Here is an 11,970-nt window from a genome sequence, read left to right as displayed (position 1 = left end):
CGGAGGTTGTCATGAACCTGCCCTGGCAAGACATCATCACCTGGCTGATCGTGCTGGGCGCTGTGGCCTATCTGGCACGGCGCTGGTGGCCTGGCAGCCAGCGCAAGGCGGCCTGCCATGACGGTGGTGCGCCCTCTCCTTCCGCGGCCCGGGCCACGGGCTGCTCGGGTTCATGCCATGGCTGCGGTGCGGCCACCACGCAATCTGCAAAAACACAAACCCACACAAACAAGGGTGCCTGACCCCCTTCTTCTGGGGATACGCAATCGGGAAAACCCTTTCTACACTGCATTCACCGCCCCAAAAGGGCAATGCACAGAAATCAGGTTTCCGCCATGCGTCCCTTGTTCGCCATCGCACCACTCGCCCTGGTTCTGGCCTTGCTGGGCCCCACATCCCAAGCCTCCCAGACCGACCGCTCCTGGGCCCAGACCGTGCTGTCCTGGGTCTTCGACCAGGACGAAGCATCCACATCGTCCACGGCCAGCGAAACCTCCGCGTCCTTTCGCTCGCTGACCGACCGCGTCGCCCGCTGATCTTCAGCCGCGCGCCTGGCACCGTCCAGGGCGCTTCCCATCCACCCCGGCTTGCGCATACACTGTGCACTGCTCCGGGGTGTGCCTCACGACAGTGAAGGCGCTGAGATGGATAACACCGAACCCGTTGAACTTGATCCGGTTCATACCGGCGAAAGAAGAGCCGTCCTGTTGAGGCCCCGCCTGGAGCCGCTGGCAGTGCAGCCCTTCAAGCGTGCTGCGCATTCCATGCCAGCCTGCGCCTGAAGGACACCCGCACCTCTCTGCCTGCGCCCCGCCCGAGGCCTCCACATGGGCCACTCCCGGAGCACGTGTCATCACACCTGCCTGGAGAGTGCCCCATGAACGCCCCCGATCCCGCCGTCGCCCTGAACACGCTCAGCGAACTCGCGCGCCTGACGCGAGAACCCCTGCCCGCCTCGCGCAAGGTCTACGTGCAAGGCAGCCACGAGGGCGTGCGCGTGCCCATGCGCGAGGTGCTGCTCACCAACGGCGAGACGGTGACGCTGTACGACTGCTCCGGCCCCTACACCGACCCCAATGTGGCCATCGACGTGACGCGCGGCCTGCCCGCCGTGCGCGAGGCCGCCGTGATCGCCCGGGGCGACACCGAGACCTACGAGGGGCGCGCCGTGCAGGCCGTGGACGACGGCCTCAAGCCCGACGAGCGCCACGACGAACGCATGGCCGCCCTGCGCACCGCCGCCAGCGGCCTGCAGCGCACGCCACGCCGCGCCAAGGCCGGCGCCAACGTCTCGCAGATGCACTACGCGCGCCAAGGCATCATCACGCCTGAGATGGAGTTCGTGGCGCTGCGCGAGAACCAGCGCCGCATCGAACTGGCGGACGACTGGCGCAGCAAGTACGGCGTCGATGCCGAACGCGAGGCCCGCCTGCGCGGCAATCCCATGGGTGCGGCGATCCCGCGTGAGATCACGCCCGAGTTCGTGCGCAGCGAGGTGGCGCGCGGCCGCGCCGTGATCCCGGCCAACATCAACCACACCGAGCTGGAGCCGATGGCCATCGGCCGCAACTTCCTGGTCAAGATCAACGCCAACATCGGCAATTCGGCCGTCACGTCCAGCATCGAGGAAGAGGTGGAGAAGCTGGTGTGGTCCATGCGCTGGGGTGCCGACACCGTGATGGACCTGTCCACCGGCAAGCACATCCACACCACGCGCGACTGGATCGTGCGCAACAGCCCCGTGCCCATCGGCACAGTGCCCATCTACCAGGCGCTGGAGAAGGTGGGCGGCGTGGCCGAGGACCTGACCTGGGCGATCTTCCGCGACACGCTGATCGAGCAGGCAGAGCAGGGTATCGACTACTTCACCATCCACGCGGGTGTGCGCCTGCCCTTCATCCACCTGACCGCCAACCGGCGCACGGGCATCGTCTCGCGCGGCGGCTCGATCCTGGCCAAGTGGTGCATCGCCCACCATAAAGAGAACTTCCTGTACACGCAGTTCGACGAGATCTGCGAGATCATGAAGGCCTACGACGTGACCTTCTCGCTGGGCGACGGCCTGCGCCCCGGCTCGCTGAGCGATGCGAACGACGAGGCCCAGTTCGCTGAGCTGCGCACCCTGGGCGAGCTCACGCAGATCGCCTGGAAGCACGATGTGCAGACCATGATCGAAGGCCCTGGCCACGTGCCCATGCACCTGATCCAGGCCAACATGGACGAGCAGATCAAGCACTGCCACGAGGCGCCCTTCTACACCCTGGGCCCGCTGACCATCGACATCGCCCCAGGTTACGACCACATCGCCTCGGCCATCGGCGCGGCCATGATCGGCTGGATGGGCACGGCCATGCTGTGCTACGTGACGCCCAAGGAGCACCTGGGCCTGCCCAACCGCGATGACGTCAAGCAAGGGCTGATCGCCTACAAGATCGCGGCGCACGCAGCCGACATCGCCAAGGGCCACCCGGGTGCCCGTGCGCGTGACGATGCGCTCTCGCAGGCCCGTTTCGACTTCCGTTGGCAGGACCAGTTCAACCTGGGCCTGGACCCGGAGACCGCGCGCGATTTCCACGACGAAACCCTGCCCAAGGATGCCTCCAAGGTGGCGCACTTCTGCTCGATGTGCGGCCCGAAGTTCTGCTCGATGAAGATCACGCAGGAGGTGCGTGAGTTCGCGGCCAAGCAAGGCGTGGGCGATGGCGATGCGATCGCGCAGGGCATGGCGCAGAAGTCCGCCGAGTTCAAGCAGGTGGGCGGCGAGCTCTACATCCCCATCAAGGCGCAGGCCTGACGAAGCCGCCATGAGTGGCTTGCACATCGGCATCGCGGGCGCCGGCCTGCTGGGCCGCCTGCTGGCGTGGACCCTGGCACACCACGGCCACCGCGTCAGCGTGTTCGACCCAGCTCCTGGGCCGCAGCCCCTGTTCGACGGTCAGGGCGCCGCGGGCTTCACGGCGGCGGGCATGCTCAGCCCGCTGGCCGAGCTTGAAACGGCCGAGGCGGACATCGCCGCACGCGGCTGGGTGTCGATCGCCTGCTGGGCCGGCATCACCAGTGCGCTGGCCGAACGGGGGCACGCCGTGCCCTTCGCCCGCCGGGGCAGCCTGATGGTGGCCCATGGGGCCGACCTCGGGGCTGCACGACGGGTGCTGGCGCACCTGGCGAGCAAGCCACTGCGGGATGAGGGCGGCAACCCATCAGGTCACCAGGCACCCAGCCCTCAGGTGCTGGACAGCGCTCTCCTACGAAGCCTGGAGCCCAGCCTGCACGGCGCCAATGGCCCCTTGCATGCCTGGCTGCTGCCCGGCGAAGCCCACATCGACACCGTGCGCGCCTTGCAGGCCCTGCACGATGATGCGCCCGGCGTGGCGTGGCACTGGGATCAACCGGTGCACACCGTCGAGGCCCATACCCTGGGCCTGGCAAACGGGCAAGCCCGGCGCGCTGACCTCGCGATCGACGTGCGTGGCATCGGCGCACGCCCCGCTCTGCCCGTGCGCGGCGTGCGCGGCGAGACGGTCTGGCTGCACGCACCAGGCCTGGGGCTGCAGCGCCCCGTGCGCCTGCTGCACCCGCGCCACCGGGTCTACATCGTGCCCCGCCGGGGCGACACCGTGCTGGTCGGTGCCAGCGAGATCGAGAGCGAAGACCGCTCACCGGTTTCGTTGCGCAGCGCGGTCGAGCTGATGGCCGCCGCGCACAGCGTGATGCCCGCGCTGGCCGAAGCCCGCATCCTGCGCATGGACCGCAACCTGCGCCCGGCCCTGCCCGACCACCGCCCGCGCATCGACATGGCACCTGGGCTGCTGCGCATCAACGGCCTGTACCGCCATGGCTGGCTGCTGGCGCCTTCATTGGTGGATGACGCGCTGACACAGCTCAAGCTGGGCCGCCTGCCCACACACGCTTTGCCAGGGATCGCCGCGGCCATGCCGTGATCGAACCGAGACGAACAACGACATGTCCGACACCCCCACATCCCTCGACACGATCACCATCCGCACCGACCAGGGCCCCTTGAGCCTGCCCGCGGACAGCACGCTGGCCGAGGCCGTGCAGCAACTGCTGGCGGCGCAAGGCAAAGCGGACGACAGCGTGGCCACCGCCGTGAACGGCCACTTCGTCGCCCGCGGCCAGCGCATGCAGCACCGGCTGCGCGATGGCGACACCGTGCTGTGCTTTTCACCCATCACCGGAGGCTGACCCCATGACCGCCGCCACCACATCCAAAACCTCATCCTGGCACATCGGCGACACCGAACTGCACAGCCGCTTCCTGCTCGGCACCGCGGGCTACCCCTCGCCCGAGGTGCTGCGCCAGGCCATCGTGGCCTCGGGTGCGCAGGTGCTCACCCTGGGCCTCAAGCGCACGCTGGCCGTGCCGGGCCATGGCGATGCCAGTGGCGACAACGGCTTCGTGCAGATCATCCGCGACACCGCCCGCGCGCAGGGCGCCCACCTGTTGCCCAACACCGCCGGCTGCCGCAGCGCGCACGAGGCGATCACCCTGGCCCACATGGCGCGTGAACTGCTGGGCACGCACTGGATCAAGCTGGAGGTGGTGGGCGACGAGCAGACGCTGCAGCCCGACCCTTTCGAGCTGGTCGAAGCCGCGCGCCAACTGGTCCGCGATGGATTCGAGGTGCTGCCCTACTGCACCGATGACCTGGTCAGCGCCCAGCGCCTGGTCGATGCCGGCTGCCGCATCCTGATGCCCTGGGCCGCCCCCATCGGCTCGGGCCTGGGCCTGCTCAACCCCTGGGCACTGCGCACGCTGCGCGCCCGCCTGCCAGGCACCACGCTGATCGTCGATGCCGGGCTGGGCGCACCTTCGCACGCCACCGCCGCGATGGAGCTGGGCCTGGACGCCGTGCTGCTGAACTCGGCCGTGTCGCAGGCGCGCGACCCGGTGTGCATGGCGCGGGCCTTCCGCCACGCCGTGGAGGCTGGCCGCCATGGCTTCGAGGCCGGCCTGATGCCCACCAGCGACGTGGCCGTGGCCACCACCCCGGTGGGCGGCCAGCCCTTCGTGCTGCTGTGAGCCGCCCCCCCATTCTCTGGAGCATCGCCGGACTGGACACGGCCGGCGGCGCGGGCCTGAGCGCCGACCAGCGCGCCGCCGACGCCCTGGGCGTGCACCTGTGCCCCGTGGTGGCCGCCATGACGGCCCAGCACTCCATGGGCGTGCAGGCCGTGCAGCCCGTCACCAGCGCCTGGCTGGATGCCCAGTTGCGCGCCTTGATGCAGGACATGCCACCGGCCGTCATCAAGACCGGCCTGCTGGGCAGCGCCGAGCTGGTGCATGCGGTGGCGCGCTGGGTGGACCGCCTGAGGGCCGACCATCCCGAGCGCCCCGTCGCCCTGGTGGTGGACCCGGTGCTCAATGCCTCGGCCGGGGGCACGGCCTTCGCCAGCGAGGCCGTGCTCGACGCCTACCAGCGCCACCTGCTGCCACGCGCCACCCTGCTCACGCCCAACCGCGCCGAAGCGCGTCGCCTGCTGGGCATCCCGCCCAGCCATGAAGGCCCGCGTGACGAGGTGCCCGACCTGGCCGCCGCCCTGCGCCTGCTGGGCGCGGAGAACGTGGCCATCACGGGTGGCGACGCGATCGGCGGCGACACCCTGCACTGCCTGGACTGGATCGACACTGACCAGGCCCATGGCTGGCTGTGCGCCCCCCGGGTGGACACTCACCACCACCATGGCACGGGCTGCACCTTCGCCACCGGCGCGGCGGCCGCCCTGGCCCTGGGCCACACCCCGGCCGATGCCCTGGTGCTGGCCAAGATGCTGACGCACCATGCGTTGACGAACAGCCACGCGGCAGGCCAAGGCCCGGGCCCTGTGATCGCCACACCCGGGTTCGCGCACGGCATCAGGCACGGCGGTGCGCCGCTGCCCTGGCTGGGGTTGGGGCGCGAACTGCCTTGGCGCCTGCTCCACGGTACCGCGCACGAGACACCGCTCTTCCAGGCGTTCGAGCCGCCCGCCGATGGCCTGTACGGCATCGTCGACACGGGTGAACGCATCACCCAGGCCCTGCATGCCGGCCTGCGCTGCCTGCAACTGCGCCACAAGGCACGACAGGGCGTGCGTGCCCACCTCGACCAGGCCATCGACGCCAGCCAACAGGCCGGTGCCGCGCTGTTCATCAACGACCATTGGCGCGAGACCCTGGCCGCGCTGCCACCACCGGGCAGTGGGCCCAACGCCCGCGTGGGCCTGCACCTGGGACAGGAAGACCTGCTGGCCCTGGGCACCACCGACCGCCGCACACTGCTGGATTCCCGCCACCGCCTGATGCTGGGACTGAGCTCGCACAGCCTGTGGGAACTGGCCCGCGCGGCCGGCTGCGGCGCCAGCCTGATCGCCTGCGGCCCCGTGCTGCCCACCACCACCAAGGACATGCCATGGCGCCCGCAAGGCGAGGACAACCTGCGCTGGTGGGTGGCCCACAGCCCGGTGCCCGTCGTGGCCATCGGCGGCCTGCTCACCCCGGCCGACCTGCGCCGCTTCGCGGCCTGCGGCCCGGCCGCCCTGTGCGTGGTGCGCGGCCTGGGTGCCGATGCGCATGCCCTGCAGGCCACGGTGCCCGTGTTGGGGCAGGCGGTGGCAGATGGCCGTGCAACGGCCTTGCCTGACGGCCCATCCCTCGGCTATTCGGCCAGGCCGCCGCTGCCCCACCCGGTTCTCTGAACTTGTGCGTCAAAGCTGGCTTCTCAAGGGCTGGCCTTTCTGTTAGCTTGTCCGGATCGGGCCTTGCCGCCCCTCAGGATCACACGACAACATGCAAGGGCTTCGCGACGCGCAGGCACCCTCGACCCCTGCGCCTCGTCCGTGGCGCCTGTACCTGGGCCTGCTGGCACCCTCCCTGGCGGTGGTATGCCTGGTCGCCTTGCTGGCCGTGACCAGCGTGAACGTGCTGGCCGCCGTGCGGGCCTACGTGAGTGGCGAGAGCCTGTGGTCCAAGGCACGCCACGAGGCCTTCCTGCACCTGCTGGACTATGCCCAGAGCCGCGAGCCCATTCACTTTGCACGCTACGAGGAAGCCCTGGCCGTGCCCTTGGGTGATCGCCAGGCGCGCCAGGAAATGGAGCGCCCCGATCCGGACATGGCGCGCATCCGCGCCGGCTTCATCCAAGGGGGCGTCCACCCTGACGACATCGATGGCATGGTGTCGCTGTTTCGCCGGCTGGGCGACCAGCCGATGTTCCGAGATGCCCTGAACGCCTGGGTGGAAGGCGACGCGCTGATCGACCGAATGCGTGAATCGGCACGCCAATTGCGCCTGCAGGTCGAGCGAGGCGATGCTCCTGGGGCCCTGACCCCCGCCCTGCGGCAATTGCGTGACATCAACGATCAGCTCACCTTCATGGAAAAGCAGTTCAGCGCCAGCCTGGCCACGGCCTCTCGCCTGACGGAGTCCCTGCTGGTCGGCTCGATCCTGCTGTCGGCTGTGTTGCTGTCACTGCTCAGCGTGGCCGTGATGCGCCGCTCCCTGAGCCGCCAGACGGCGCACCAGCGGGCCCTCGCAGAGGCCAATGATCGCTGGGCCCTGGCCGCCGCAGCCTCCGAGGTCGGCCTGTTCGAGGTGGACATCGCCCGCGACCTGATCCACATGGACGGCCGGGCCTCGGCCCTCTATGGCATGGGTGACCAGGGCGTCACCATGCCCCGCCCCCAGGTGCGGGACATGATCGACGAACAGGACCGGGACCATCTGCGCCAGGGCATGAACGACTCGCTGAACCATGGGGCGGTTCTGAAGAAGCGCCACCTCACGCACGGCGCCGACGGCGTCGCCCGCCTGCTGGAAACCACAGGCCGGATGGACCACAGCAGTGCCGCCGCAGGCAGCCGCCTGGTGGGCGTGGTGCGCGACGTCACCGCCGAGCAGGCCCAGAGCGATCTGGCCGCTCAGCGCGATGCCGCCAGGCAGGTGGCCGAGTCCCAGCGGATGTTCCTGTCACGCCTGAGCCACGAGTTGCGCACGCCGCTCAACGCCATCCTGGGCTTCGCGCAACTGCTGCACCTGGACACCAGCCGCACGCTCACCGACAGCCAAACCCAGCAAGTGCAGTGGATCCTCAGTGCCGGGCAACAACTGCTGGCCCTGGTCGAAGACGTGCTGGACCTCACCAAGGTGGAGGCCGGCGAGGTCCGCATGAACCTGCAGGCCGTGGAGATCGGGCCGATGCTGGAAGGCAGCCTGGCGCTGCTCGACGGGGTCGCCACGCGCTACCAGGTCACCTTCATCGACCGGCTGCCGGACAAGCCCCTGCGCGCGCGGGCCGATCCTCAGCGCCTGCAGCAGGTGTTCATGAACCTGCTGTCCAACGGCTGCAAGTACAACCGGCCTGGCGGACAGGTGACGATCGACGGCAGGCTGGAGGGCGACGAAGTCGTCATCGACATCGCCGACAACGGCATCGGCATGACGCCCGAAGATGCCGGCCAGCTGTTCCAGCCCTTCAAGCGCGTGGTGTCATCGGCGCATTACATCGAAGGCACGGGGCTGGGCCTGTACATCGTCAAGCTATTGGTCGAGCGCATGCGCGGCGAAGTCACGGTCGACACGCGCGAGGGGATGGGGTCGTGCTTCACGCTGCGCCTGCCAGCGGCCACCCCACCCATGGGTTAGCCCTGATTGCTGGCGCAGGGTCTACCCTCAACCATATGTGAATAGTTCACGAGGTGGTGGCCAAGACCACGCCCGGCCAACTCCTCACCCCAGGAGACGTCCATGGTGACGAAACCTCCCACGGCGCACACGCGGCGCGCCTTTCGCTGGCGCCTGCTGGTGGCCGTGCTCGGCCTGATCGTGCTGGACCATTTTCTGGCGCCAGCGCACGCTGCCCGCCAACCCGCTCAAACGGGGCTGATGGCTGCGGCCAGCGTCACAGGCCTTCTTCGCTGAGCCACTGTCGCAAGGTGCGCACCATGTCGCGGTCGTTGTGCAGCCAGGCGTTGTGCCGGTACTCGGCGTAGTACTTCTCTTCGGCACTGGGCTCGCCCAGCGTTTCATAGGTGAAGCGCAGCACCATGCGGCCGGGCGTCGGCTCTTCGATGTCGATGCTCAAGCGCACGGGCGCGGTATCGCCATGCGGCTCCGGGGTGAAACGGATGCGCTCCATCGGCGTGGTCTCCACCTCATCGCGCAGCACGTGCGGACCGAAATGCACCGAGCGCTGGAACACGCCGGGCTCAGTTTCACGCCACTCACAACGCTCGGGGCCCATCGGGAAACGCTGTGGGGTCTGCACGCGCTGCATCAGGCCGCGCCACAGTTGCTCCCGGGTGAACAGCGGGGCCATCGCGCCCAGGGCTGTCGCCGGGGCATTGATTTCAATCAGGTGTTCGAAACGCATGTGCGCAAGCTTAACGCCACGGCCCCTGATGACACGCGAACAGGGTTGCGGTCGGCAGGGGCCGTGTGGTGTGCCGCGCCAGGGCGGCGCGACGTCAGCTTGCTTAGAAATCGACGCTGGCGCTCACGCCCAGCGTGCGGGGCGCACCCGCGGCCAGGTAGCCCGAATCCGGTGAGCCGCCCACCGAAGCCCAGTAGTCACGGTCTGCCAGGTTCTCGATGCGGGCGCGCAGTGTGACCGCACGGCCCTGGATGTCGGTGATGTAGCGAGCTCCAATGTCCACCCGGGTCCAGCTCGGCGCCTTCAGCGTGTTGTTGGCATAGACATACCGTCCGCCTGTATGGATCAGCCGACCATCCAAGGCCACCCCACGTGCCCCCGGCACATCCCACTCAGCGCCGATCGTAGATTGGAAACGAGGCACACCGATCACCTGTTTGCCCTCAGTGCTGGCGACACCCGTCTTCTCCTGCTTCGCATCCAGCCAAGTGGCACCACCTAGCAGGCGCAAGCCGCGCATGGCCACACCTTGAACGGTCAACTCCAGCCCTTGATGCTTGTCCTCTCCCTGCGTTGCGAATACGAGCGCACTGTTGATAAAGGCACGTGGCTTGGATGTTGAGAACAAGGCAGCACTCGCTGACAGGCGGCCACCGTCGTACTTCACACCCACTTCCTTCTGGCGTGACACATAGGGCGCCATGATCTCGCCATTGTTGAGCGGCGTTGGACCGCCGGTGGCAGCCGCCGCCGTCTGACCTTGGGCCAGGCTTTCAACGTAATTGCCATACACAGAGAACTTGGGGGCCACCTTGAAGACCACCCCCAGCAGGGGACTCGTACGGCTTTCGTCGTAAGAAGAGTTCACGCGGCCGGGAACGATCACACCTGTCGTCAGACTGCGCGTGGTGTAGCTCCGGCCCTCTGTCTTCAGTTGCTGATGACGGGCACCGATCGTGACAAGGAGGCGGTCATCAAACAAGGCCAGTGTGTCGACCAGCGCGTAGCTTTCGAAATCCACCTTGCCGTTGTAGGCCGGATCGGAAAGATCATTGCCAAGAAAGGTGAAAGCGGGCTGGGCTGCCCGTACCGGCCGGTAAATGTTGGTGGCAATCGAACTGCCCAACGCATAGGCGTTGTATTTCTTCAGTTGGAACATCGCGTACGACGCCACCAGCTCATGGCCCACGCCGCCGGTGCGCAGCTTGGCTCGCAGGCCCACCTCGCCGGTGTCCACACGGTCTTCGCGAGCATTGTCGAAGCGGCTGGTGCTGGCAGCCCCCGTGGCACCGTTGCTGACCGTGACATTGGCCAGCGAGTTGGCCTCCTGGCCACGACGCGCACCATAGGCAGCCCATGCTGTCACGGTGTCGCTGATGTCGTACTCACCGCGCAGCGTTCCGAAGACGTCGCGCTCATTGGAATACGACCAATCCTGCGCCCAGTTGCCCTCGTTGTCCGGGACGGATGGCAGAGTGGTCAGAGGCGCGGCATTGGTTCCCAGGGTAACGTTGGTACGAGTACGGCGCAACTTGTGATCTTGGTAGCCGATGTCGCCCGACAAGCGGACATCGCGGCTGCGCCAATCCATGCCAACCGAGACCAAGCCAAGGCTTACGTACTCGCGCTCTACATGGGTGCTGCCGTCACGCAGCGCGGCATTCACGCGCAAGCCAGTGCTCTGGTCCGGGCCGAAACGCCGAGCTATGTCGGCGGACACCGTCCCCAGGGATCCATTGCCCTCGAGAGAAACGTTCAACCGGTTCAGAGGCTCATTGGGTGCCCGCTTGGGCAACAGGTTGATCGCCCCGCCAATGCCACTGCCATTCGGGTTGGCGCCGTTGAGGGAAGCCGAAGCCCCGCGCAGCACCTCCACACGCTCGAACAGCTCCGTGGCGATGTACTGCCGCGGCAGCAGGTTGTACAGGCCGTTGTAGGCCACGTCATCCGAGAAGAGCACGAAGCCGCGGATGAAGTACGACTCCTGGAAGTTGCCGAAGCCGCGCGCCACGCGCACGGTCGGGTCGTTCTGCAGCACGTCGCCCACGCTTCTTGCCTGCCTGTCCTGGATCAGCTCGTTGGTGTAGGCCGTGATGCTGAACGGCGTGTCCATGTTGTCACGCGTGCCCAAAATTCCGGCGCGGCCGCCGCGGGCCACCTGGCCACCGGCGTAGGCGGGCGACAGTCCTTGCGCTGAGGCATCGGCGCTGGCGCGCACGGTCACGGTGGGCAGGGCCTCGGTACTTTGGGCAGGCTGCGCGTCGGCGGGCGCTGCCGCGGCTTGTGCCGAGGCGCTTGGTGCGGCCAGGGCGGTCAGCAGGGCCACGGCGGCGGCCACACTGCTTGTTTGGAAACGTGTCATGGAGAAAAGGGGCGTGGAGCGATTGACGAATACCAATGGCCCGCCTCCACCACCCACCACAGTGCATACGGCACGCATGATGTGCGCCGAGGCAGACGCGGAAATCAGCGAGAAGAGCCTGCACCATGGCAGCCAGGCCCATGCCTCAACACTATTGAATGAGAATTAGTATCATTGTAGGCCATGTAAAGCAATGTGTGCAATGCGGCTTCCGTTGACCAAACCACGCGTCAGGCG

Annotated in this window: 11 protein-coding genes and 1 riboswitch; of the genes, 9 read left to right on the top strand and 2 right to left on the bottom strand. The window is 67.8% G+C overall.

Going from position 1 to position 11,970, the window contains the following annotated elements; genetic code table 11:
- Nucleotides 1–11: 11 nt before the first annotated feature.
- The 9 genes from EIP75_RS01285 to EIP75_RS24010 all read left to right on the top strand — a co-directional run bounded on the left by EIP75_RS01285 (nt 12) and on the right by EIP75_RS24010 (nt 8,920).
- The gene (locus EIP75_RS01285) at nt 12–242 is read left to right on the top strand and encodes a hypothetical protein (protein ID WP_125241393.1); all 231 of its coding nucleotides are present in this window, start codon (nt 12–14) and stop codon (nt 240–242) included.
- 93 nt (nt 243–335) lie between these two features.
- Complete coding sequence (locus tag EIP75_RS01280) at nt 336–536, top strand: hypothetical protein (protein WP_125241392.1); 201 nt, start codon at nt 336–338, stop codon at nt 534–536.
- 65 nt (nt 537–601) lie between these two features.
- Nucleotides 602–713: riboswitch (TPP riboswitch) on the top strand.
- Between the two features lie 164 nt (nt 714–877).
- Complete coding sequence (gene thiC / locus EIP75_RS01275) at nt 878–2,794, top strand: phosphomethylpyrimidine synthase ThiC (RefSeq protein WP_125241391.1); 1,917 nt, start codon at nt 878–880, stop codon at nt 2,792–2,794.
- Between the two features lie 10 nt (nt 2,795–2,804).
- Nucleotides 2,805–3,941: an FAD-dependent oxidoreductase gene (locus EIP75_RS01270; protein WP_199758458.1), complete on the top strand. Its 1,137-nt coding sequence runs from the start codon at nt 2,805–2,807 to the stop codon at nt 3,939–3,941.
- Between the two features lie 22 nt (nt 3,942–3,963).
- Nucleotides 3,964–4,206 carry a sulfur carrier protein ThiS gene (gene thiS, locus EIP75_RS01265; RefSeq protein WP_125241390.1) on the top strand — a complete coding sequence of 81 codons (243 nt, stop codon included), beginning with the start codon at nt 3,964–3,966 and terminating at the stop codon, nt 4,204–4,206.
- Between the two features lie 4 nt (nt 4,207–4,210).
- Nucleotides 4,211–5,044: a thiazole synthase gene (locus EIP75_RS01260; protein ID WP_125241389.1), complete on the top strand. Its 834-nt coding sequence runs from the start codon at nt 4,211–4,213 to the stop codon at nt 5,042–5,044.
- A complete protein-coding gene (locus EIP75_RS01255; protein ID WP_125241388.1) occupies nt 5,041–6,699 on the top strand; it encodes a bifunctional hydroxymethylpyrimidine kinase/phosphomethylpyrimidine kinase in 1,659 nt (552 codons plus the stop codon). Before EIP75_RS01260 ends, EIP75_RS01255 begins: the two co-directional genes overlap by 4 nt.
- Before the next feature lie 91 nt (nt 6,700–6,790).
- Entirely contained in the window at nt 6,791–8,644 is a 1,854-nt protein-coding gene (locus EIP75_RS01250; protein WP_125241387.1) for a sensor histidine kinase, read from the top strand.
- Between the two features lie 102 nt (nt 8,645–8,746).
- The gene (locus EIP75_RS24010; RefSeq protein ID WP_158622703.1) at nt 8,747–8,920 is read left to right on the top strand and encodes a hypothetical protein; all 174 of its coding nucleotides are present in this window, start codon (nt 8,747–8,749) and stop codon (nt 8,918–8,920) included.
- Here the strand turns inward: EIP75_RS24010 and EIP75_RS01245 are convergent.
- Nucleotides 8,901–9,371 carry an AtaL-like protein gene (locus EIP75_RS01245; protein ID WP_125241386.1) on the bottom strand — a complete coding sequence of 157 codons (471 nt, stop codon included), beginning with the start codon at nt 9,369–9,371 and terminating at the stop codon, nt 8,901–8,903. The two genes, EIP75_RS24010 and EIP75_RS01245, sit on opposite strands and share 20 nt — an antisense overlap.
- 103 nt (nt 9,372–9,474) lie before the next feature.
- Nucleotides 9,475–11,733, bottom strand: a complete 2,259-nt coding sequence (locus tag EIP75_RS01240; RefSeq protein WP_125241385.1) for a TonB-dependent receptor — start codon at nt 11,731–11,733, stop codon at nt 9,475–9,477.
- Nucleotides 11,734–11,970 lie beyond the last annotated feature (237 nt).

This window comes from Aquabacterium soli (genome assembly GCF_003933735.1).
Classification (GTDB): Bacteria; Pseudomonadota; Gammaproteobacteria; order Burkholderiales; family Burkholderiaceae_C; genus Aquabacterium; species Aquabacterium soli.
The sequence above is the reverse complement of the archived record's forward strand: the minus strand, read 5'-3'. Positions and strand labels throughout refer to the sequence as shown.